Source organism: Nocardioides salsibiostraticola, from assembly GCF_054783655.1.
In genome coordinates this window covers 432,376-453,874 of the sequence record NZ_BAAGQD010000014.1, presented here as the reverse complement: position 1 = coordinate 453,874, position 21,499 = coordinate 432,376, and the positions used below count along the sequence as shown (strand labels likewise).

23 protein-coding genes are annotated in these 21,499 nt (G+C 68.4%); 13 read left to right on the top strand and 10 right to left on the bottom strand.

From position 1 onward, the window contains the following. Window positions 1-10: 10 nt before the first annotated feature. Entirely contained in the window at window positions 11-649 is a 639-nt protein-coding gene (locus ACYVLV_RS09500) for an alpha/beta hydrolase family protein (protein WP_460809430.1), read from the bottom strand. Next, entirely contained in the window at window positions 646-1,416 is a 771-nt protein-coding gene (locus ACYVLV_RS09495) for an SOS response-associated peptidase (protein WP_460809426.1), read from the bottom strand. The genes ACYVLV_RS09500 and ACYVLV_RS09495 overlap by 4 nt, the downstream gene beginning before the upstream one ends. A gap of 166 nt (window positions 1,417-1,582) precedes the next feature. Here ACYVLV_RS09495 and ACYVLV_RS09490 point away from each other — a divergent pair, with 166 nt between their 5' ends. Genes ACYVLV_RS09490 through ACYVLV_RS09460 form a run of 7 tightly spaced genes read left to right on the top strand, consistent with a single transcriptional unit; the run spans window position 1,583 to window position 8,023 of the window. Continuing rightward, the gene (locus tag ACYVLV_RS09490) at window positions 1,583-3,277 is read left to right on the top strand and encodes a sigma-70 family RNA polymerase sigma factor (protein WP_460809425.1); all 1,695 of its coding nucleotides are present in this window, start codon (window positions 1,583-1,585) and stop codon (window positions 3,275-3,277) included. A 26-nt stretch (window positions 3,278-3,303) separates the two neighbouring features. Further along, complete coding sequence (locus ACYVLV_RS09485; RefSeq protein ID WP_460809423.1) at window positions 3,304-3,834, top strand: DoxX family membrane protein; 531 nt, start codon at window positions 3,304-3,306, stop codon at window positions 3,832-3,834. A 34-nt stretch (window positions 3,835-3,868) separates the two neighbouring features. After that, window positions 3,869-5,152 carry a 3-phosphoshikimate 1-carboxyvinyltransferase gene (gene aroA, locus ACYVLV_RS09480; protein ID WP_460809422.1) on the top strand — a complete coding sequence of 428 codons (1,284 nt, stop codon included), beginning with the start codon at window positions 3,869-3,871 and terminating at the stop codon, window positions 5,150-5,152. Next, entirely contained in the window at window positions 5,149-6,174 is a 1,026-nt protein-coding gene (rsgA, locus tag ACYVLV_RS09475) for a ribosome small subunit-dependent GTPase A (RefSeq protein WP_460809419.1), read from the top strand. The genes aroA and rsgA overlap by 4 nt, the downstream gene beginning before the upstream one ends. A 46-nt stretch (window positions 6,175-6,220) precedes the next feature. After that, the gene (locus ACYVLV_RS09470) at window positions 6,221-7,129 is read left to right on the top strand and encodes an inositol monophosphatase family protein (protein ID WP_460809418.1); all 909 of its coding nucleotides are present in this window, start codon (window positions 6,221-6,223) and stop codon (window positions 7,127-7,129) included. Window positions 7,130-7,171: 42 nt separating this feature from the next. Continuing rightward, window positions 7,172-7,612, top strand: a complete 441-nt coding sequence (locus tag ACYVLV_RS09465; RefSeq protein WP_460809417.1) for a CBS domain-containing protein — start codon at window positions 7,172-7,174, stop codon at window positions 7,610-7,612. Between the two features lie 42 nt (window positions 7,613-7,654). Then, window positions 7,655-8,023, top strand: coding sequence for an FKBP-type peptidyl-prolyl cis-trans isomerase (locus ACYVLV_RS09460; protein WP_460809416.1), 369 nt, complete (start codon window positions 7,655-7,657; stop codon window positions 8,021-8,023). Window position 8,024: 1 nt separating this feature from the next. Here the strand turns inward: ACYVLV_RS09460 and ACYVLV_RS09455 are convergent, their stop codons facing one another. Together ACYVLV_RS09455 and ACYVLV_RS09450 are read right to left on the bottom strand one after the other, a co-directional pair. Further along, on the bottom strand, window positions 8,025-8,276 hold the full coding sequence (locus ACYVLV_RS09455; protein ID WP_460809415.1) for an RNA-binding S4 domain-containing protein: 252 nt from the start codon (window positions 8,274-8,276) through the stop codon (window positions 8,025-8,027). Between the two features lie 60 nt (window positions 8,277-8,336). Next, window positions 8,337-9,647, bottom strand: a complete 1,311-nt coding sequence (locus ACYVLV_RS09450; protein ID WP_460809413.1) for a DUF445 domain-containing protein — start codon at window positions 9,645-9,647, stop codon at window positions 8,337-8,339. Between the two features lie 49 nt (window positions 9,648-9,696). Here ACYVLV_RS09450 and ACYVLV_RS09445 point away from each other — a divergent pair, with 49 nt between their 5' ends. Then, window positions 9,697-10,119, top strand: coding sequence for an adenylyltransferase/cytidyltransferase family protein (locus ACYVLV_RS09445; RefSeq protein WP_460809412.1), 423 nt, complete (start codon window positions 9,697-9,699; stop codon window positions 10,117-10,119). Between the two features lie 30 nt (window positions 10,120-10,149). After that, window positions 10,150-11,754, top strand: coding sequence for an MXAN_6640 family putative metalloprotease (locus ACYVLV_RS09440; RefSeq protein WP_460809410.1), 1,605 nt, complete (start codon window positions 10,150-10,152; stop codon window positions 11,752-11,754). 145 nt (window positions 11,755-11,899) lie between these two features. Here the strand turns inward: ACYVLV_RS09440 and ACYVLV_RS09435 are convergent, their stop codons facing one another. From ACYVLV_RS09435 to ACYVLV_RS09415, 5 genes are read right to left on the bottom strand one after another with little or no spacing between them, the layout of a single operon-like run. Beyond that, window positions 11,900-12,823, bottom strand: coding sequence for an alpha/beta fold hydrolase (locus tag ACYVLV_RS09435; RefSeq protein WP_460809408.1), 924 nt, complete (start codon window positions 12,821-12,823; stop codon window positions 11,900-11,902). A gap of 38 nt (window positions 12,824-12,861) precedes the next feature. Then, a complete protein-coding gene (locus tag ACYVLV_RS09430) occupies window positions 12,862-13,962 on the bottom strand; it encodes an FUSC family protein (protein ID WP_460809406.1) in 1,101 nt (366 codons plus the stop codon). A gap of 2 nt (window positions 13,963-13,964) precedes the next feature. Further along, complete coding sequence (locus ACYVLV_RS09425) at window positions 13,965-14,750, bottom strand: alpha/beta fold hydrolase (protein ID WP_460809404.1); 786 nt, start codon at window positions 14,748-14,750, stop codon at window positions 13,965-13,967. A 2-nt stretch (window positions 14,751-14,752) separates the two neighbouring features. Next, window positions 14,753-15,682 carry an alpha/beta fold hydrolase gene (locus tag ACYVLV_RS09420; RefSeq protein ID WP_460809403.1) on the bottom strand — a complete coding sequence of 310 codons (930 nt, stop codon included), beginning with the start codon at window positions 15,680-15,682 and terminating at the stop codon, window positions 14,753-14,755. A gap of 9 nt (window positions 15,683-15,691) precedes the next feature. Further along, window positions 15,692-17,095 carry an aminotransferase-like domain-containing protein gene (locus ACYVLV_RS09415; RefSeq protein WP_460809402.1) on the bottom strand — a complete coding sequence of 468 codons (1,404 nt, stop codon included), beginning with the start codon at window positions 17,093-17,095 and terminating at the stop codon, window positions 15,692-15,694. Between the two features lie 37 nt (window positions 17,096-17,132). Here ACYVLV_RS09415 and ACYVLV_RS09410 point away from each other — a divergent pair, with 37 nt between their 5' ends. From ACYVLV_RS09410 to ACYVLV_RS09395, 4 genes are all read left to right on the top strand, one after another. Further along, window positions 17,133-18,083 (top strand): DMT family transporter, encoded by a 951-nt coding sequence (locus ACYVLV_RS09410; RefSeq protein ID WP_460809401.1) that lies wholly within the window; start codon window positions 17,133-17,135, stop codon window positions 18,081-18,083. Next, window positions 18,080-18,697 carry a GyrI-like domain-containing protein gene (locus ACYVLV_RS09405; protein ID WP_460809399.1) on the top strand — a complete coding sequence of 206 codons (618 nt, stop codon included), beginning with the start codon at window positions 18,080-18,082 and terminating at the stop codon, window positions 18,695-18,697. Before ACYVLV_RS09410 ends, ACYVLV_RS09405 begins: the two co-directional genes overlap by 4 nt. A 95-nt stretch (window positions 18,698-18,792) precedes the next feature. Next, window positions 18,793-19,185 carry a pyridoxamine 5'-phosphate oxidase family protein gene (locus ACYVLV_RS09400; protein WP_460809397.1) on the top strand — a complete coding sequence of 131 codons (393 nt, stop codon included), beginning with the start codon at window positions 18,793-18,795 and terminating at the stop codon, window positions 19,183-19,185. Between the two features lie 23 nt (window positions 19,186-19,208). Further along, a complete protein-coding gene (locus tag ACYVLV_RS09395) occupies window positions 19,209-20,780 on the top strand; it encodes a sensor histidine kinase (protein WP_460809395.1) in 1,572 nt (523 codons plus the stop codon). Between the two features lie 3 nt (window positions 20,781-20,783). Here the strand turns inward: ACYVLV_RS09395 and ACYVLV_RS09390 are convergent, their stop codons facing one another. Then, on the bottom strand, window positions 20,784-21,452 hold the full coding sequence (locus ACYVLV_RS09390) for a response regulator (RefSeq protein WP_460809393.1): 669 nt from the start codon (window positions 21,450-21,452) through the stop codon (window positions 20,784-20,786). Window positions 21,453-21,499: the final 47 nt, after the last annotated feature.

Genomic DNA, 21,499 nt, shown 5'->3' with positions numbered 1-21,499 from the left:
GGCCCCCTGGTCAGTCATTCCCGACGACCTCCCGAACGATCCACTCCAGTGCGGCCTCGACGATCACCGCGAGCGCATCCTCCTGCGACAGCGCTCCCCGGACAGGTACGGCGAACTCGTGGTCGGCGCCGGCCACCACGCTCAGTTCCGTCCCCGGAGCGAACTCCTCCGGACGACCCATCGGGTCCCGATCCCCCTGGATGACCAACGTGGGAACCCGACTGTTGGCGAGTTCGGCCGCGCGACTCTTCTCGGGCTTACCTGGGGGGTGCAGCGGAAAGGCCAGGGCCAACGCCCCCGCAGCACCCATGGACTTGGCGCAGCGCACCGCGGAGCGGGCACCCGCCGATCGACCACCCAAGATGAGCGGGGTCCGGATCCGCAACCGGTCCGCCGCCGCCATCAGAGCCTCATCCAGCGTGGCTGGTGCCGTGGCGAGCTTTCGACCGGCCCGCACCCACGGCTGCTCGAAACACACCACCGTGATCCCTTGACCTGGCAGGTGTCGGGCCAGTGCCTGTAGGTCACGGGACTCGATTCCCTTGCCTGCCCCATGCCCCAGCAGCAGGGTGGCGATCGGCCGGGGGGCTCTCCGGGTGACGAATCGGCCCTCCCCCTGGGGCGTGTCCACGATCAGATCGATCGTCATGGTCCCTCCTCCTCCAGCGGCAATGGTTCGGTGAGTTGCGGTCCGTTGTTCCGCACGTTGCCCACCGCGGTCGACACGGGGAACGCCTCGAGTTGACCCGGCGCGGCCGGCGCGAGCAGGGCGGACACCGCGGACGCATCCACGAGGCTCGTCGTCGGGTCCAGCCACTCATCGCGTCGGTCCGGCTCCACCATCAGCGGCATCCGATCATGGATCTGGCCGAGCTCGTCCTCGGCAGCGGTGGTGATCACGGTTGCTGTCCAGCGGAAGCGAGCCGGATCGTCCTCGGCCTTCGTGGGATCGCGCCAGATCTCGTACAGCCCCGCCATCGCCAGCACACCGCCCTCACGCGGGCGGATGAAGAAGGGTTGCTTGCCGGGCCTACCGGATCTGCCGGCTGCGCTCTGCTTCGCGGTGGGGTACCACTCGTAGTATCCGTCGGCCGGCAACAGGCATCTTCGTGCGGCCAGAGCGCGACGAAAAGCCGGTTTCGTGGCGACCGTCTCCATCCGCGCGTTGATCATTCGACTGCCGATCGAGGGGTCCTTGGCCCACGAGGGCACCAATCCCCACGTCAACACCCGTAGCTGGCGCTGGGCCGGCCGGGAGCGATCCTCCGACGGCGGTCGTTCGACCACCGCGTAGATCTCCTTGGTCGGAGCCACGTTGTAGTCCGCGGCCAGTGGCACGCCGACCCGGGACTCGACGACCTCGAACTCCTCGATCAGGTCCTCCGGACGTCGACTGGAGGCGTAGCGACCGCACATACCCATCACCCTAGTGGCCCAGGGTCCGGGCCCGCTTCTACACGGAGCCGAACCGGGTGAGACGGACTCGACTCCTGGCTATGACGCGACCTGCACATACACACTTTGGTATCGCTTCGTACACAAATAGTCGGATCGCCGGTTTTGGCTCCTAGGATGACGGCTTGTGACTCAACTGCTCTCGACAACGACAGCAGTCGGCCCCGGCGACGCGGACTTGATCTCCGCCGTTCGCGCCGGAGACGTAGTTGCCTATGGGGTGCTCTTCGAGCGTCACGTCGGAGCGGCACGACGATTGGCCGCTCACCTGGCTGCCCCCTCGGAGACCGATGACCTGGTCTCGGACGCCTTCGCCAAGGTTCTCGACGTGCTCCAGCGCGGAGGCGGTCCCGATCTCGCCTTTCGCGCCTACCTGCTGACGTCGCTGCGTCGCCTACACATCGACCGGCTACGGGCCCTGAACCGGACTCGTCCGGTCGAGGATCTGACGGCCTTCGACACCGGCGTCCCGTTCGAGGATCCTGCGGTCGCCGAATTCGAGAACACCGCAGCAGCGGAAGCCTTCGCGTCCCTGCCTGAGCGTTGGCAGATGGTGCTCTGGCACACCGAGGTCGAGCAACTCAGACCCCAGCAGATCGCGCCCCTCCTGGGGGTCTCGGCCAATTCGGTGGCTGCCTTGGCCTATCGCGCCCGAGAAGGACTGCGCCAGGCCTACGTGTCGATGCACGCGAACTCCTGCTCCGATCAGGAGTGCACCCGGGTACGTCGTACGTTGGGATCTTTCATCCGCCGGGGGACCTCCCGGCGCGACACCGCCGTCGCTGAGGCTCACCTGGCGCGGTGCCCGCCCTGTGCCGCGATCCATGCCGAGCTTCTCGAGGTGAACTCCCGCCTCGGCGCGTGGTTGGCTCCGGCGCTCCTCGGAGTCGCAGGGCACGGCTACCTCGTGACCCCCGGCTCCCTCACGGGCCTTTCGGTCGCCGGACTGGCTCTGACCGGTCGGGTCAAGGACGCCGTGGCCCGTCCCGCCGCAGCGGCCGGGTCTGTGCTCGTGGCCGCCGCGGCGGCCGCCAGCCTGGGCTTCGCCCTGATCGGCACACCCTTCACCGACGACGGATCCAACGCCACGAAGGGCGGTCCTTCCACTTCCGAATCCGGTGCTGGGTCGAACGGCACGCGGGCGCCGACAGAACCGGCCGATGGAGTCGATCCCGAGGACGCCGCGGTGTCCGAGGCTTCGGAGCAGGTCCCCCCAACGGACGTGGACGACCCCGCTCGCTTGACCCTCGACTTCCAGTCGCCGCCCGCTACCGATGGTGCGGCGTTCCCGACCAACACCGCGATCAGTGGCCCGGCCTTCCCGAATCCCATTGAGGTCATCCCCGACACAGGCCCCGCCGGTCCCACGACCACCGATGCATCGGGTGACCCCACAACAGGTGCATCCGCGGCGCCCGATCCGGTGGACATCTCGCTACGAGCCAGCCGCGGCCCCTCCACCTTGACCACCCAAGGCGTTCGTCTCGACGTCGTCGGCCTACCGAGAGGTCGCACGGCGACCCTGGTGATCACCGAAGAGGTCGGACGCGGTCGACAGGTGGTCTCCGACGGACGCTGCGAACCCACCAGCGCCGGTGCGAAGTGCTCGGTGTCCAGCCAACCGGATCCGTTCCACGTGACGTTGTCCCGCACCGAGTGCTCGACGTACTTCGTGCAGGTCCTGCTGGACGAGGGCACCGACCCCTCCCCCGACAACAACTCCACCCGGGTGAAGCTGGGGGACCCGGCGATCGCCTGCCTGACCACCGGACTGCTGGATGTCACCCTGAAGGGTGAACGTCGCGCTTCGGTGCGGCCCTGAGCCCCCACATCGGGTAAACAGGGGGCATGCCCTTCAGCCGTGTCTTCGCCCGCCCGATGCTCGCCTCGATGTTCCTGGTCGGCGGTGTCAACGCTCTGCGGAATGCTCCGGCACTGGCCGGGGCTGCCGCACCGGTCACCGACGCCGTGGTGCCTGTCGTCAAGAAAGCCCTACCGCAGCTCCCGATCCCCGAGGACGCCGTGACCCTGGTTCGCATCAACGCCGCGGTCCAGGTCGCAGCCGGGTTGGGCCTCGCGAGCGGCAAGGCGCCGCGGCTGAGCTCGGCGTTGCTCGCAGCCTCGCTGGTGCCCACGACCGCGGCCGGACACACGTTCTGGAAGACCCAGGACCCCGCCGAGCGCGCCAACCAACGCATCCACTTCTTCAAGAACGTCTCGCTCATCGGCGGGCTCCTCATCGCCTCGGGCGACACCGCCGGGAAGCCCGGAGTCGCCTGGCGCACCCGCCACGCGGCCAAGGCGACCCGCCGCGAGGCGAAGCACCTCGCGACGTCGGCGCGGCGGGAAGCGAAGCTGGCCAAGGCCACCTTGACCTGAGCTGATGCCCCCCGGGACCACTAGTCTGTCTGTGATGACCAACGACACCTGGTGGCCCGCCCCCTCCGCGACGCGCCCCATCGATGCCGTGGTGCAGTTGCCCGGCAGCAAGTCCCTGACCAATCGTGCGTTGATCCTGGCCGCCCTGGCGCAGGGGCCCTCCACGGTGCGGCGCGCCCTGCGCTCCCGAGACACCGAGCTCATGGCTCAGGCGCTGCGAGCCCTCGGAGCATCCGTCGACACCACCGGTGCGGACTGGGCCGTCACCCCGGGGAGTGTGCCGGACTCCTCGACCGGGTCCGCCGTGGCGATCGACTGTGGGTTGGCCGGCACCGTCATGCGGTTCGTCCCGCCGGTGGCCGCTCTGACCGCCCGATCGGTGCACTTCGACGGCGATCCGCACATGCGTACTCGTCCCATCGGGGTCGTCCTGGACGCGCTACGCGCTCTCGGCGCCGACGTGGAGGACACCACCTCCACGCTCCCCTTCACCGTTCACGGGTCCGGCTCCGTGCCCGGCGGGACCGTCTCCTTGGACGCCTCCGCCTCATCCCAGTTCGTCTCCGCCCTCCTCCTCGCCGGCGCCCGCTTCGAGAACGGCGTGGACATCCGGCACGACGGCAGGCCGGTCCCCTCACAACCGCACCTCGACATGACCATCTCGATGCTGCGCGAACACGGGGTCACCGTCGACGACAGCCGGCCCAACCGATGGACGGTGCAGCCCGGACCCATTGCCGCCCTGGACCGCGCCATCGAACCCGATCTGTCGAATGCCGCGCCCTTCCTCGGACTCGCCGCCATCTCCGGTGGCACCGTGACCGTGCGTGACTGGCCCGAACACACCACCCAGGCCGGAGACGCGCTCCGCGAGATCCTGAGTCAGATGGGCTGCACGGTCATCCACACGTCCGACGGCCTCACGGTCACCGGGCCGGAGCACCTCCTCGGCGTCGACCTCGATCTGCACGACGTCGGCGAGTTGGCCCCCGCGGTGGCGGCCCTGTGCGCAGCCGCGTCCACGCCCTCCCGCCTCTACGGCATCGAACACATCCGTGGGCACGAGACGGACCGGTTGGCCGCCCTCGCGACCGAGTTGGGTCGGCGCGGCGCCGATGTGGTCGAGGCGACCGACGGGCTCACCATCCACCCGGCACCGCTGACCGCGGGGCCCTTCCACACCTACGCCGACCACCGGATGGCGCACGCCGCAGTCCTGGTGGGAGCCGCCGTCCCCGGAGTGCTGGTCGAGAACGTCGAGACGACCAGCAAGACCTTCCCCGGGTTCGCCGAAGCCTGGGCGGAGCTCTTCGCGTGACCAACCGCTACTCCACCCACGACATCGAGCACTACGACCGTCCGCGTCGACGGACGCGTCCCCGCACCAAGGAACGCCCCGTGTACGCCGATGCGCACGACGGTCGGGTGATGACCGTGGACCGGGGGCGCCTGACGGTGCTCATCGATGGCACCACCGTCATGGCCGTGAAGGCCCGGCCTCTGGGCAGGAAGGGTGTGGTCGTCGGAGACCGTGTCCGTGTGGTGGGCGACGTCAGCGGCACCGAGGGCACCCTGGCTCGTGTGGTCGAGGTGGAGACCAGGACCACGACGCTGCGGCGTACCGCCGATGACGACGACCCCGTCGAGCGCGTGATCGTCTCCAACGCCGAGCAGTTGGTGGTCGTGACCGCGCTGGCCAACCCCGAACCGCGTCCACGTCTGATCGACCGCGCCCTGGTTGCGGCCTACGACGCCGGCATGGCGCCGTTGCTCTGCCTGACGAAGTCCGATCTGGCCGACCCGGAGACCCTCCTGTCGACGTACCGCTCGCTCGGGGTGCCCTGGGTGGTGACCCAGATGGGCGGCGACGTCAGTGAGGTGCGTGCGGCGTTGGCCGGTCGCACCAGCGTCCTGGTGGGACACAGCGGGGTGGGCAAGTCCACCCTGGTCAACGCGCTGGTCCCCGAGGCACATCGAGCCATCGGCCACGTCAACGCCAACACGGGCCGCGGGCGACACACCTCCACGTCGGCCCTGATGCTGGCCCTGCCCCCGACCGATGACCCGACCGATGATGCGAACGGTGACGCGGCGCCCGGTTGGATCATCGACACCCCCGGGATCCGTTCCTTCGGTTTGGCCCATGTCCAACCCGATCAGCTCATCGGCGCCTTCCCCGACCTGCTCGAGATGACCGCGGGCTGCCCTCGTGGGTGCACCCACGGAGAGCAGGAGCCGGAGTGCGGTCTCGACGTTGCGGTGGCCTCCCACGGAGGCGACGCCGACCGGGTCACCTCGTTCCGGCGGCTCCTGGCCGCCCGCTCGCACACCGACTACTGACGCGGACCGCCCCACCCCGTCGGGACGGGGGCTCTACCCTGGGGACGTGCCGACCGACTACACCGACGATCTCCGCCTGGCGCATCTGCTGGCGGACGACGCGGACTCCCTGACGACCACGCGCTTCAAGGCGCTCGATCTGCACGTGATGAGCAAGCCCGATCTGACCCCCGTCACCGACGCCGACGAGGCCGTCGAGGAGGCCATCCGACGCACCCTGTCCAGGGTGCGGTCCCGGGACGCCGTGACCGGCGAGGAGCAGGGGACGACGGGGAACAGCCAGCGACGCTGGATCGTCGACCCGATCGACGGCACGAAGAACTTCGTACGCGGCGTCCCGGTCTGGGCCACGCTCATCTCGTTGGCCGTCGACGACGAGGTCGTGCTCGGGGTGGTCTCCGCACCGCAGTTGCACCGCCGCTGGTGGGCCTCGGTAGGCAACGGCGCCTGGACGGGCCGCTCGCTGCACAAGGCGACCCGATGCCAGGTCTCGGACGTACGCCGACTCGAGGACGCCTCGCTGTCCTACGCCTCGTTGACCGGCTGGGACGAACGCGGCCGACTCGAAGATTTCTGGTCCCTGATGCGCCGCTGCTGGCGCACCCGCGCCTACGGCGACTTCTGGTCCTACATGCTCCTGGCCGAGGGGGCAGTGGATCTGGTGGCCGAGCCCGAGCTCGAGGTCTACGACATGGCGGCGCTGGACGTCATCGTGCGTGAGGCCGGTGGTCGTTTCACCTCCCTGGACGGGACCGACGGACCCTGGGGTGGGAACGCGATCGCCTCCAACTCACACCTGCACGAGGCCGCCCTGTCCTTCCTGGGCACCTCGGCGGGCACCACGCACGATCCGGACTGGCCCACGACCTCGGGAGCGACCGTCTCCGACCTGAGCAGCCGCCGGATTCGCGCCACCGAGGACGACGAGCGCGCCCCGGAGCCGTTCGACACCTGAACACCCCTGGTGTCCTGAGTCACACCTCTCTAGCATCGACCTATGCGTATCGGAGAAGTACTCAGCGCCAAGTCGTCCAGTGGTCATGACGCGATCATCACGATCGCCCCGGAAGCCGGGGTTCGTGACCTGCTCGCGGCCCTGTCGGACAACAACGTCGGCGCGCTGATCGTGAGCCCCGACGGCACCACGCTGTCCGGCATCGTCAGCGAACGCGACGTGGTGCGCAAACTCCACAGCGACGGCACCGTCATCAACAACACGGTCGAAGCCATCATGACCGCCGAGGTGGAGACCTGCTCCTCGGAGACCTCGCTCGACGAGCTGATGAGCGTGATGACCTCGCGTCGGATCCGACACGTGCCCGTCGTGGACGACGGCGTCCTGACCGGAATCATCAGCATCGGCGATGTCGTCAAGCACAAGATGAGTCAGCTGGAGTTCGAGCGCGACCAACTCGATCACTACGTCAACCAGAGCTGACCCCTCCGGGGTCGTCTCGCCCGAGCCATTAGGCTTGCTGCCATGAACAAACCCGAGATTGATTTCCCCGACTTCGACCCGCCCGCCGACCTGGTCAAGACCGACCTCACCGAGGGAGAAGGTGCCGAGGCGGCAGCCGGCAACACCGTCTCCGTGCACTACGTGGGCGTGGCCCACTCCACGGGCGAGGAGTTCGACGCCTCCTACAACCGCGGCACCCCGCTGCAGTTCCGCCTCGGTATCGGCCAGGTCATCGAGGGCTGGGACACCGGCGTGCAGGGCATGAAGGTCGGCGGCCGTCGCCAACTCGTCATCCCGCCTCACCTCGGCTACGGCGACCGCGGCGCCGGTGGCGTGATCAAGCCGGGCGAGACCCTCATCTTCGTGGTCGACCTGCTCGAGATCAGCTGACCTACCAGGGCAGGTTGTCGCCGCCCGCTCCGCCCACCTGGGCGGACTGGGCGGCGACCGACACGACGTCGCCGTCCTCGAGTTGACGACCACGTCGGCTCTCCACGACCCCGTTGACCCGCACCACACCGCCGGACAGCAGTTGCTTGGCCTCGGAGCCGGACTCCACGAGATTGGCCAGCTTCAAGAACTGACCGAGCTTGATGGAATCGTCGCTGATCGGCACTGACATCGGTTCGCTCACGTCAGCCATGGTCCCGACCCACCGTGCCGTGCGCAAATCTGCGGGCAGATCCCGGCCACCGGGGGTGGCCTATCCGGCCAGTACAGCCACCAGATGGATCAGTACGCCGACCAATCCACCCACGATCGTCCCGTTGATCCGGATGAACTGCAGGTCGCGGCCGACGTGGAGTTCGATCCGATCGGCCGCCTCCTTGCCGTCCCAGGCCTCGATGGTGTGACTGATCACCGTGGTCAGTTCGCTGCCGTAGCGGTCAACCGCGAACACGGCCGCGTCGGCGAGCGCCTCGTCCAACCGGTTGCGCAGATCGCCCTCCTCCTGCAGTCGAGCCGCGAATCGCGACACCTCGAGCAGCGCCCGCGCACGTACCGCTCCGTCCGGATCCGACAAGGACGCCGTCAGCACCCTGCGCAGGGCGTCCCAGAGCGAGACGCTGGAGGCCAGGACCGAGGGATGCTGCAACAACCGCTCCTTCAGGCCCTCGGCGCGTTCCTGGGTGGAGGCGTCGGTGAGGAGGTCGTGGGCCAACTTGTCCAGCATCGAGTCGAGCGCCCGACGGGCGTGGTGGTGTTGATTGCTCCGGATATCGGCGACCCAGCGCACCATCTCCCGGTGGATCCGGCCCGTCACACGGTCGTTCAAGGACGGCGGCGCCCACCACGGGGCGCGCTCCTCGATCACGTCCTGCACGGTGTCGGGATTCGCGATCAGCCAATCGTGCAGCTCCACCAGGGCCAGGTCGACCAGACCGTGGTGCAGGTTGTCCTGCAGCGACTCGGTCAGGAAACCGCCGAGCAGTGGCGAGATCGGTTCTTCCAGGAACCGGGGCACCAACGCCTCGGTGACCAGCGCCTCGATGTGCTCATCACGCACCTTGGCCAACCCGATCGCCAGCACCTCTGAGGACTCGTCGACAACCTTCCGTGCGTTGGCCTCCTGCGCCAACCAGTCCCCCACCCTTGCGGAGACCCGAGCAGCGCCGAGACGTTCCCGCACCACGTCCTCGGACAGGAAGTTCTCCCCCACGAACTCCTGCAGGCCCCGGCCCAGCTCGTCCTTGCGACGGGGGATCAACGCGGTGTGCGGAATCGGCAGCCCCAGGGGATGGCGAAACAGCGCCGTGACCGCGAACCAGTCGGCGATCGCGCCGACCATCGACGCCTCCGCTCCGGCGTTGACGAATCCGAGCGGGCCCTCGCTGCCCAGGGTGGCGACGTACACGATCGCAGCCAGGACCAGCAACGCGACCGCGAGGCTACGCATCCGGCGTAGAGCCCGACGGCGTTCCTCATCTGTCTGCGAACCTCCCGGGGTGCCGGTCGAGCCGGTGGAGGCGGGTGGCGTGGGCGGGGGGCTCAGCGCGGACGCGGGACTGGACACCGCCCTATCCTCGCTCACTGTGAGGGCCGCCCGTGACACACTGCGAGCCATGTCGAAAACCTCCACTCCGGCTGGCAAGCGCACGGTCATCACCTTCGGGACCTTCGATGTCTTCCACGTCGGACACCTCAAAGTGATCGAGCGGGCCGCCGCCCTGGGCGACCGATTGATCGTGGGAGTGTCCGCCGATGCGCTCAACATCGCCAAGAAGGGCCGCGAGCCGGTGTTCAGCCAGGCCGAGCGTCTGGCGATCGTGGCTGCTCTCAAACCGGTCGATGAGGTCTTCGTCGAGGAGAGCCTGGAGTTGAAGCGTCACTACATCACCGACTTCGGCGCCGACGTTTTGGTGATGGGCGATGATTGGGAGGGTCGTTTCGACGAGTTCAGGGACATCTGTGAAGTGGTCTACCTGAGCAGGACCCCGGCCATCTCCACCACCGCACTGATCGAGAAGATCTCCGCCACCGGCTGAGCTCGTCCGAGACCGAGGACTAGGACCGTAATGCCCCGCTCCGAACGATCGCTCGTCGCTGCCCTTTTCGTCGTCGGCGCGTTGACCGCAGGGCTGTTGGCGGCTCCCGCCAGCGCCGCTCCTGCGGCTCGAACCGGGGCGCTCGCCGCAGCATCCTCAGCAGCGGAGGGCGCCGGGGAGACCGAGCCCTCAGCGGTGCTGGCACGCGCCAAGGACATCTTCTCCAGCAAGGCAGCCAACCGGTCCAGCGCCGGATCATCAGCGCCGGCGCCGGCACCGGCACCGGCACCGGACGCGAGTCTGGCGCTGCGGGACCTGTTCACGGTCCTGCCGCGCCTGCAGGGTGGCGACCGCGAGACCGCGCAGGCTCTGCTGGCGCGACCCAGCGACGGGGGAAGCGATCCTCAGCGCAACGGCTACACCGCCGCCGCGCAACGAACCTGCTCGAAACGGATCTGCGTGCACTACGTCACCAGCACATCGGACGCCCCTCCGAGCCTGGCGTGGGTGAAGAAGAGCCTGCGGACCATGCAGAAGGTGTACGACTTCGAGGTCGGCAAACTCGGTTACCGGGCCCCCGCACAGGAGCCGAACACGACCGGCACCGGCGGCAACGCCAAGTTCGACGTCTACCTCAAGAACATCGGCACGGGGATCTACGGCTACTGCGCCCCGGAGTACCTCAAACCCGGCACCAACCGGGTGGCCTCCGGTTACTGCGTGTTGGACAACGACTTCGCGCGCAACGAGTTCGGCGGCGCAAAGCCGGCCACGAGCCTGAAGGTCACTGCGGCGCACGAGTTCTTCCACGCCATCCAGTTCGCCTACGACTACCTCGAGGACCCCTGGCTCATGGAGTCGACGGCAGCGTGGATGGAGGAACGGTACGCCGACAGCGCCGACGACAACCTGCAGTACCTCGAGCGCAGCCAGGTCACCCTCCCCGCAATGTCCCTGGACTTCTTCGAGAGCAACGGCATCTACCACTACGGGCAGTGGGCCTTCTGGCAGTTCCTCAGTGAGACCCACGGCAACGGGATCGTCAGGTCGGTCATCAACCGGGCGGCCGAGCCGTCACGGGGCAAGAACCTGTCCTCCACGCAGGCGCTCAGCGCGACGCTGAAGAAGCGGGGTGGTCTGCCCAAGAACTTCGCCGCCTACGCTGCGGCCAACACCACCCCATCACGGAACTACGCCGAGGGAAGGAAGTGGCCCTCCTCCCAGCTCGCGACCACCCGGACCTTGACCCGGGGCAAGCCGTCCTTCCGGAAGGCCTTCCGCGTTGACCACCTGGCCTCCGCCAGCGTCCGGCTGCGGCCCTCCGGAACCCTGAAGGGAGGTGCGTGGAAGCTGCGGGTGGCCATCGACGGTCCCAACCGATCGAACTCCCCCGCCGCCTACGTCACTGTGGTGACCAAGCGCAGCGGGTTGCGACGAATCCCGATCACCCTGAGCAAGCGGGGCAAGGGCACCACGCGAGTCCCCTTCGCCGCCTCCTCGGTGAATCAGGTGTTCGTGACGGTCGCCAACGCCTCCACCCGCACCACCTGCAACCGGGGAACGACCTTCGCCTGCAAGGGAAAGCCCCGGGACGACGACCGACGATTCAGCCTCCAGGTCAAGGCCGTCAAGTAGGTCCTTCTCCCCACGAGGTTCGCCAAATGGGGCCGCGAAGTTCGCCAAATGGGGACGCGAAGTCCGTCAGATGGGCACGCGAGGAGCGACCGGGCGTAGGTGAGGCCGATCTCGGAGCCCCATCTGGCGAACTTCGTGAATCACCTCAGGCGACGGCCTGCTCCTCCTCGTTGCGCCACGCCGCGACCTGATCGAGGAACTCCGCTGGATCCTCCAGCATCAGCGCGTGTCGACGTTCGTCGATCACGGCTCCGGTCCAGTCCGGGCGCCTGACCAGCACCTTGCGCAACACCTGCGCCGGCACCAGAGCGTCCGCGGTGCCGCCGAGAATGATCGTGGGGACCGTGATGGCGTCGATGGCCCGATAGACCCGCCGGAAGTCGATCCACAACGCGGCGATCGATCGGATGGAGTGGAGCAACGACTGCTGGTGGTCGGTAGCCTCCTGAACGGTACGAGGTTGTGCGTCGTCGGCCATCACCTGGAGGAGTGACTCCCGGATGGCGTCGCGGTCCGGGAAGATCAGACGCAGCAGCGCCAGGCTTCTCGGCCGTCCCGGCAGGGGCACCGCGATGGGCAGCATGCCGTTCAGGGTGGCGCGGTAGGGCGTGAGGATCTGCAGGGGGCACGTCGGCGGGAGTCCGGGTGAGACCAGGACCAGCCGTTCGATCCGCTCGGGATGCTCGGCAGCCAGGAGGACGCCGATCAGGCCACCCATCGAGTTGCCGTGCAGGGCGAAACGCTCCCAACCCAGGGCGTCGGCCACCGCCAGCACGAGCTGCATGTGCCCGTCCACGCTGAGTTCGGTCCCGGTGGCGGCAGGGGTGTGGCCGAATCCGGCCAGGTCCAGGGCCACCACCGGGCCGTACTCGCTCAACCCCGCGATGACCTCGATCCAGTTCGACGCCGACCCGCCCAGACCGTGGACGAGGAGTTGCGGCTCACGGTCGACTCGCGACCCCCGGGCATCGGCGCGCAACAGTCGCACCGGTCCCTGATCGAGCTCCAGCAGTTCCTCGCGGATCCCCGTCCAAGCGGGATCCAGACTTCCCCAGTCAGTCTGTGTCATGTCGGAAGTGTTCCACGGTGAGAGCCGCCATCAGATGGTTATCGAGGAGGCGGTGGCAGCGCGTCGGTGGCCTCGAGCTGCTCCATCCCGGTGAGCATCAGCAGATCGACCACCAGCGAACGGATCTGGGCCAGGACCACCTCCGCCGTCATCTGATCCGAACGTTCCACGATTCCTGTTCCGGCGCCCACTGCAAGAAGGGCGGGACGGGCGTCGAGAGCCTGTCGATCCTTGCGGAGCTCGGCTGCGGCCTCGTCCACGGCGTCGGCCAGCTCCACCGCCAATCGTGAGTAGGAGCCCGGCACCTCACGACGGTGATAGGCGGCCACGGTCACGTGGCGGACCAGGACCCGAGTCGAGCGCAACGACCGGTCGAGTGGATCCACCAGCTCGGACATCCGGCGAATACCGGGACGGTGCCGGACTCGGAACGGGGAGGAGGCCACGACCGCCATCCCCTCGTCAGCGGCCGCCTGCAACCGACGGATCAGATGATCGGTGCCTCGGGCGTCGGCCAGGAGGCTCAGGGAACGCTCGACATCACCGTCGACCATCACGCCACCGGCCCCGCGCAACAGGGCCGAGATCTTCTCGAGGACCTGCGCCGCCTGCTCGCGCGGGCGCCGCAAAGGAGCTGCGGGAACCACGGTGGCGGCAACGAGCGCCACCGCGCCACCCACCAGGGCGTCGCTCCACCGGGTCAGGGACTCTCCAGTGTTGGGCACCAGCGCGGCGACGAAGATGGACTGGATCGCCGCTTGATTGATGAACAGGGTGCCCGCGTCGAGCAGCAGCGCCGCGGTCATGGCCATGCCCACCACCACCGCGATCTGCCAGGCCCCCGAGCCCAACTGGGCGACGAGGAGGTCACCGAGAAGGACGCCGATGGCCACGCCGGCGGTCACCTCCGCCACGCGGCGCAACCGTTGGGCGTAGGAGGTGCCCAGGCTGACCACGGCCGCGATGGGCGCGAAGATCGGTACCTCGTGCCCGAGCAGCATCTGAGCCAGGAACCAGGCGACCCCTGCAGCCAGCGCGCACTGGACGATCTGCCAGCGCTTGTCGCGCCATCGCTCGAGACGGTGCTGCAGCGAGGCTCGTCCACGCTGTCGCCCCAGGTCGAAGGTCGAGTGATCCACCGCTACCGGTCCAGGTCCGCCAGCAGGAAGACGCGCAGGGCACTGATGAACGCCTCGGGCTGCTCAGAGTGAACCCAATGCCCGGCACCCTTGATCGTCACGAGTCGGGTGCGCGGGAAAAGGGCGCGCATCAGCTCCTCGTGCTCGGGCAGGACGTAGTCGGACGACTCACCGGCCATCCAGAGCACCGGGTGATCGAAGGTCCCCTCGTAGGAGGGGAAGCCACCGATCACCGACAGTTCGTCGCGAAGTAGGCGCAGGTTGGCCTGCCAGGCGAACCCGTCGTCGGAGTTGCGCAGGTTCTGCAACAGGAAACCCCGCACCCGGGGGTCGTGAACCAGTTGCGCCAGTTGCTCGTCCGCATCGGCCCTTCTGGTCAACGCAGCCAGATCCAGGCTGGCCAGACTGTCCAGGAGATGCTCGAACTCGCCGGCGCCCTCACTGGGTGCCGGTGAGATGTCGACGACGACCAGGCGGTCGACGAGGTCGGGGTGGCGCAGTGCGAGGGCCATAGCCACCTTGCCGCCCATGGAGTGGCCCACCAGGTGCGACGGGTCGTCGTACGTCGATCGCAGCCACTGCGCGACCTCGTCAGCCAGGCTGTCGTAGTCGGTGGCGTCGGTCCAGGCCGAGCGCCCGTGGTTGGGCAGATCGACGAGGACCGAGCGGAGGTCCGGCGCCAGCGACTTGGCGATCTGGGTGAAGTTGCGGCCCTGCCCGAAGAGACCGTGCAGGAACACGACCCTGGGTCCGGTCTCACCGACCTCCGTGGCGTGGATCGCGGTCACGATCAGGCGCCCTGGAGGAAGGTCTGGTAGTCGGTCGCGCTCCGACGGGGGTCCTCCACCATCGGCATGTGGCCGATCCCGTCGTAGACCAGTTTCTGCGCACCTTCGATCGACCCCCAGACGTCGGCCACACTGACGTGGACCAAACGATCCTCGGCTCCCCACATCACCAGGGTCGGGACCCGGATCTCGGAGAGTCGGTCGTCGAGGTAGTCGACCTCGAAGAAGTCATCGAAGATCTCGGCCAAGCGGTCGCGGCTCGCCACGTAGTCCGCCGCCATCGCATCGAGAACGAAGCGCGGAGCGAACGGTGGTCGGGCCATGGTCATCGCATAGAACTCGGGGAACTCGGCCGGGCTCTGCATCAGGAAGGGGTTCAGTCCCCGATCGAGCATGCGCTGAGCATCGCTCGGGCTCGGGCTCTGGACACCGACCGCGTCCACCAAGGCGAGACTGCGCAGCAGGTGCGGGTGCTCGACGGCCAAGGTCGCGGCGACGAAGCCCCCCATCGAGTTTCCCGCCAGGTGCACCGGCCCGCAGCCCAGTTGATCGATCAGACGGGCCACCCGCCCGGCCTGGGCACGTCCGGAGAACCCGTCGCCCGGGTTGTGTGGCGTGGTCCCGTGGGCGGCGAGGTCGGGGATGACGACATGGAAGTCCCGGGTCAGGTGCTTGGCGAACCGCACCCATATCCCCCGGTCAGCGCTGAAGCCGTGCAGCAGCACGACGGTCGGCCCGTCGGGTTTACCCCCCTCGAAGTACGAGATCGCCAATCCGTCGACCTCGGCCACCCGGGTGCGCAGACCCGCCAACCGCGCTTCGACCGCGACGTTGGCCGCATAGATCAGGGCCCCCACCCGCGGATAGGTCGACCAGGCGGCAAGGCCGAGGAGAGCGGGAACGACGGCGAAGGAGGGGGCGCGGAGTTTCACGGTGTCAGGCTAATGCCCCAGAACCTGACCGAGGATGCCCGCCGCCTCGGTGAACACCGACGGTTCCGGACCCGAGTAGTTGAGTCGAACGAACGGACCGGTCGGCTCGGCGGGGAACCACTCACCCCCCGGACCGAGCAACAATCCCTCCGCCTCACAGCGTCGAGTCACCTCGTGGACGTCGGTTCCGTCCGGTAGGCGTGCCCAGAGGTTGAATCCGCCGCGGGGGACGTGCGCGACATGGGCCTGCGGTGCCAGTTCCCGCAGGCCGGTGAGGAGGAGATCCCGTCGGCTCCCCAGTGCCCGGCGCATCTGGCGCAGGTGTGTCGACCATCCCGGCTGGGTGACGACGTCGAGGGCGGCGGCCTGGAGGACGCCGCTGACGTACATCGCCCCGGCCCCCTGCTCGCCCAGGATCCGTTCCCGCGCCGGGCCGCGCGCGATGACGGCGGCGACGCGGATGGCCGGTGAGACGCTCTTGGTCAGGGAGCGCAGATAGATCACGTGTCCGTGGTCGTCGAAGGAGGCCACCGGGGTCGCGGTGGTCTCGATGCCGAAGTCGTGGGCCCAGTCGTCCTCGATCAGGAACGCCCGGTGGCGGCGTACGACCTCGAGGACGGCGTCGCGGGTATCGGGGGACCACTGGGCACCGGTGGGATTGGCGTAGTTGGGCTGGGCGTAGAACAGCCGGCTTCCGGTCTCGGCGAACGCTCGATCGAGTTCCTGGGGATCCGGGCCAGCATGACCGCTGGGGACGGGTACGACGTGCGCCCCGGCCTGCGAGGCCGCGAGGATCGCGCCCCAGTAGGTCGGTGACTCCATCAACAGGGGTTGCCCCCGATCGATGAGGGCCCGGAAGGCAGCGCCGAGGCCGCTCTGACTTCCGGGGATGACCAGGACGTCGCGGGCGGTGGGGGTGCTCATCCCGCTCGGTGTGGTCGCCGCGAGGTCGTCGGCGAACCACTGCTGGAGTTCGGGGAGTCCGGCGACCGGTGAGCGGCGCAGGGCAGTGTCCGAACGAGCGGCCCGGCCCAGGGCGGAACGCACCAGACGCTCGGGAAGCAGGCTGCGGTCGGGGTATCCCGAGTGGAGGGCGAGCATGTCGTTGGGAGCCGTGCGCAGCGCTCGGGGGACGGGGTCGACGCGCGAGGACGGCGAGCGCAGCGCCGCGGTCTGCCATCCGTAGTCGACGGGTCGGGCCAGCCGTCCGGCTCGGACGAAGGTGCCGACCCCGGGCCGGGTCTCGATCAACCCGGCAGTGGTGAGGGTGCGCAGCGCCCGCTGGACGGTGCCGGGCCCGGCACCGTGTTGCGCGGCGATATCGCGGGTGCTGGGCAGGCGCGAACCGGGAGGGGCGTCGACGATCCAGGTGCGCAGCACCCGGGCGATCGCGCCACTGCTATCGTCATCCATGACACAGGACAGTAGCGCTATCGCATCCACTTCGCACGTGCTATTGCGATCCGGGTACCTCTGGGGCGCACTCGGCGTGTTGGCGTTCTCCTTCACCGTTCCGCTCACCCGGGTTGCTCTGGAGGGTTTCTCGCCCCTGTTCATCGGAGCCGGCCGCGCGGTGTTGGCGGCGACCCTCGCGACGATCGCCCTCACGGCAACCCGGGCGCGACTCCCCCGCGGTTCCCAGTGGGCGCGACTCGCGGTGGTCGCGGCCGGCATCGTCGCCGGTTTCCCGCTCCTGACCACCTTCGCCCTGCAGCGGGTGCCGGCGACCCACGGCGCGGTGGTGATCGGTCTACTGCCGGCAGCGACGGCCGTTGCCGCCGTCCTACGAACCCGGGAGCACCCGCCCGCCCGGTTCTGGTGGTGGGCCATAGCCGGCGCGGTGGCAACGGCCGGCTTCGCCTCCGCGCAGGGTGGCGTCTTCGGTCAGGTCGCCTGGTCCGATGTGTTGCTCTTCGGTGCGGTGGTCGCCGCGGCCGTGGGATACGCCGAGGGAGGTCTGCTGTCTCGTGAACTCGGAGCCTGGCAGACGATCTCCTGGGCGCTGATCCTCGCTGCGCCTCTGATGGCGATCCTGACCCTCGCCGACGTGGCCCGCCAACCACCATCCGCCTCGGTGACCCAGTGGGGTGCCTTCGCCTATCTCGGTGCGGTCAGCATGTACCTCGGGTTCTTCGCTTGGTACCGCGGCCTGGCCATCGGTCCGATGGCTCAGATCAGCCAGGTGCAACTGATCCAGCCGATCCTGTCGATCACCTGGGCCGCGCTCTGGTTGGGCGAGACGATCACGTGGCCCACCGCGCTCGGTGGTTTCGCCGTCATCGCCTGCGCGGGCGGAGCGGTCCGGCAGCGCACCCGGCAGCGCACCCACACCCTGACGTCGCCGGTCGACGAGCCGACCAGCCCTCGCAGGCCCACCACTCGTGGAACCATGGCGGGATGAAGGTCGACTTCAAGAAGTCACTCGACTCCCTGCGAGCCGGGCGGGGCGAGTTCCGGGTCATCGACGTCCCGCCCCAGCACTACCTCATGATCGACGGACACGGGGATCCGAACACCGCCCCCGCCTACGCCGAGGCGGTCCAGACGCTCTACCCGGTGGCGTACACGATCAAGTTCACCAGCAAGCGTGAACTCGACCGCGACTACGTCGTACCTCCGCTGGAGGCACTGTGGTGGGCCGCCGACCTGGACGCGTTCACGGCGGCGAGGGACAAGTCCCAGTGGGACTGGACGGTGATGATCATGCTCCCCGACTGGATCCCCGTCGAGGTGTACGCCGACGCAGTCACCACGGCTGCGACGAAAGCTCCATCAGCGGGTCTGCAGAAGCTGCGGCGGGGGCGACTCGACGAGGGCCGATGCGTGCAGACCTTGCACGTCGGTCCCTACGACGACGAAGCAGCGGTCCTCGCCGAACTGCACGACCACTTCATTCCCAGGGCCGGGCTCCGGATGACCGGCAAGCATCACGAGATCTATCTGAGCGACCCCCGCAGGGTCGAGCCCGCGAAGTTGCGGACGATCCTGCGTCAACCGGTACTGCAGTCGCCGTAGAACCCGCTCGGTTCGGGACTTCCGAGGACCAAGGACTCTGCCCCGGCCCCGCTGCTGGAGCGCAGTATCGAGGCATACCGACGAAGGAGGGCACCGTGCCAGCTTTGATGGAGATGACCACCGAGGTCTGTCAGCGACTCATCCGTAGGGGTCTCCTGGGTCGGGTTGCGCTCTGCGCGGCCGACGGCCCCCACATCGTGCCCGTGAACTACTCGATCCTCGATGACTTCGTGGTGTTCCGCACCTCCCCCTACAGCGTGCTGGGGACGTTCGGCCGCAACTCGATGCTCGCCTTCGAGGTCGATCACATCGACCCCGACAAGAAGTACAGCTGGAGCATCGTGGTGCGCGGGCGATGTCAGTGGGTCGACAACCCGGAGACGATCGCCTCGATCGAGGCTTCGGGGACGGCCCCGTGGGCCTCGGGATCTCGCCACCTCTACCTGCGACTTCCGATGACCGACATCACCGGTCGCCAACTGAGGTGAGTCGAGGGGTCCACACTGGGCCGGTGAGCGAATCCGAGAACGTGCCCGAACTTCCCGACGCGGCCCGAACCCTGCTGGACGCCGTCATCGCGATCTCGTCCGATCTGGATCTCCACAGCGTGCTGAGCCGCATCGTGGGTTCCGCGACCGAGCTGACCGGAGCGGCCTACGCCGCCCTGGGGGTCGTCGGCGACGACGGCGAGCTGGCCGACTTCATCACCACCGGTATCGACGCCGAGGCCCGAGCGCTGATCGGCGACCTCCCCCGCGGTCGCGGCATCCTTCAGCTGCTGATCGACGAGCCGGAGACCATCCGGTTGAACGATCTCGGCGCGCACCCGCGTTCCTACGGGTTTCCCGCGAACCACCCGACGATGAACACCTTCCTCGGTGTGCCCGTGCGCATCCGGGGCACCGTGTTCGGCAACCTCTACCTCACCGAGAAGAGTGGCGGACTCCCCTTCACCGAGGCTGATGAGAGTCTCGTGCAGGACTTGGCCAGCGCCGCCGGGTACGTCATCGACAACGCCCGGTCCTTCGGCCTCAGCGAGCGACGCCGTCAGTGGTTGGAGGCCTCCTCCCAACTCGCCGACGCCCTCCAACCGCCGGTCGATCTGGACGAGGCCCTGGAGCTGATCACGACCAGCTCCCGGGCCATCGCCGGAGCCGAGGCGACGGCGGTGCTCGAGATACCCGAGTCCGGGCCGGCGGTGATCGTCGCCGTCGATGGTCCGGCGGCGGATCAGATCTCCGAGCACCTCCACACCATCACCGCGGCAACCGGCGACGAGCGGAGGGGCGGGCCGATCGAGCTCGTCGGTGGCGAACTGCGGGCCATCGTGATCCCCCTGCGAGCCCACCTCGCCGCGCCAGGCGTGCTGGTCGCGCTGTTCCGTCGTGAGCACCGACCCGACGAGCACGAGGAACGGGAACTGTTGATGTCCTTCGCCGATCAGGCCGCTCTGGCGATCGACCGAACGCAGGCGGTGCAGGACCGCCTCGAGTTGGCCGTCATCTCGGATCGGGACCGCATCGCGCGCGACCTGCACGACCTGGTCATCCAACGACTCTTCGCCACCGGCCTCCAACTCCAGGGGATCCGCTCGTCGGCGGACCGCCCTGAGGTGGCGAGCCGAATCGATCAGACCATCGACGCCCTCGACCTGACGATCAAGGACATCCGCACCACCATCTTCGAGCTGCAGACCCCTCGATCCGGGTCTCTGCGCAGTGAGGTCCGAGGACTGGTGAAGGAGTACGTCCCGGTGCTGGGCTTCAGTCCGACCGTGCGCACCATGGGACCGATCGACACCGCCGTGCCGACGGAGACCCGCGAACAACTCCTCGCGGTGCTACGAGAAGCGGTGTCGAACATCGCTCGACACGCGCTGGCCGACTACGCCGAGATCGAGGTGAAGGCCGGCGCCCGCGAGGTAACGCTGACCGTCACCGACGACGGGGTCGGTCTGCCCGAGAAGCGCAACGAGAGTGGTCTGCGCAACGCGCGCCGACGTGCCGTGTCGTTGGGCGGCACCCTGGATATCACCGCAGAGGGCCGCGGGACCCAGTTCGTGTGGAGGGTCCCGTTGACCTGACCCTCAGGAGCTCGATCCCGACCCCGGACCGAGGAGCTTGGAGGCCAGGACAGCGGCCTGAGTACGCCGCTCCAACCCCAGTTTGGCCAGGATGCTCGACACGTAGTTCTTGATCGTCTTCTCGGCCAGGGACATCTCCTGCCCGATCTGACGGTTCGTGAGGCCCTCCGCGATGTGACCGAGCAGCTTCAACTCCTGCTCGGTCAGCGCCGCGAGCTCGGGGGCGACGGACGGGCCACTACGGACCCGCTCGAGCACCCGGGCCGTCAGCGCCGGGTCGATCAGGGAACCACCGGCGGCCACGTGCCGCACCGCTTCGACCAGATCGTTGCCGCGAATCTCCTTCAACAGGTAGCCGGAGGCACCGGCCATGATCGCGGCGAAGAGCGCCTCGTCATCGTCGTACGACGTCAGGATCAATGCGCGGATGCCGGGATCGACCGAGCGCACACTGCGGCACACCTCCACCCCCGATCCGTCCGGGAGCCGACCATCGAGCACCGCCACCTGGGGACGTAGCGCAGGGATCCGAGCCGTCGCCTCGACCGCCGAGCCCGACTCCCCCACCACCGTGATGTCCCCCGCGGCCTCGAGCAGGGCGCGGAGTCCCTGTCGGACGACCTCGTGGTCGTCGAGCAGATAAACGCTGATCTTGTCGGATTCCGCAGTCACCACACACTCCATCTCTCGTCGACCTTCACCATAGGCCCGTCGGGTCG

What these genes read in the sequence shown, in the direction of transcription:
- ACYVLV_RS09500 (WP_460809430.1), bottom strand. Translation starts at nt 649, where the DNA reads ATGACGATCGATCTGATCGTGGACACGCCCCAGGGGGAGGGCCGATTC.
- ACYVLV_RS09495 (WP_460809426.1), bottom strand. Translation starts at nt 1,416, where the DNA reads ATGTGCGGTCGCTACGCCTCCAGTCGACGTCCGGAGGACCTGATCGAG.
- ACYVLV_RS09485 (WP_460809423.1), top strand. Translation starts at nt 3,304, where the DNA reads ATGCCCTTCAGCCGTGTCTTCGCCCGCCCGATGCTCGCCTCGATGTTC.
- aroA (WP_460809422.1), top strand. Translation starts at nt 3,869, where the DNA reads ATGACCAACGACACCTGGTGGCCCGCCCCCTCCGCGACGCGCCCCATC.
- ACYVLV_RS09465 (WP_460809417.1), top strand. Translation starts at nt 7,172, where the DNA reads ATGCGTATCGGAGAAGTACTCAGCGCCAAGTCGTCCAGTGGTCATGAC.
- ACYVLV_RS09460 (WP_460809416.1), top strand. Translation starts at nt 7,655, where the DNA reads ATGAACAAACCCGAGATTGATTTCCCCGACTTCGACCCGCCCGCCGAC.
- ACYVLV_RS09455 (WP_460809415.1), bottom strand. Translation starts at nt 8,276, where the DNA reads ATGGCTGACGTGAGCGAACCGATGTCAGTGCCGATCAGCGACGATTCC.
- ACYVLV_RS09445 (WP_460809412.1), top strand. Translation starts at nt 9,697, where the DNA reads ATGTCGAAAACCTCCACTCCGGCTGGCAAGCGCACGGTCATCACCTTC.
- ACYVLV_RS09440 (WP_460809410.1), top strand. Translation starts at nt 10,150, where the DNA reads ATGCCCCGCTCCGAACGATCGCTCGTCGCTGCCCTTTTCGTCGTCGGC.
- ACYVLV_RS09435 (WP_460809408.1), bottom strand. Translation starts at nt 12,823, where the DNA reads ATGACACAGACTGACTGGGGAAGTCTGGATCCCGCTTGGACGGGGATC.
- ACYVLV_RS09415 (WP_460809402.1), bottom strand. Translation starts at nt 17,095, where the DNA reads ATGGATGACGATAGCAGTGGCGCGATCGCCCGGGTGCTGCGCACCTGG.
- ACYVLV_RS09405 (WP_460809399.1), top strand. Translation starts at nt 18,080, where the DNA reads ATGAAGGTCGACTTCAAGAAGTCACTCGACTCCCTGCGAGCCGGGCGG.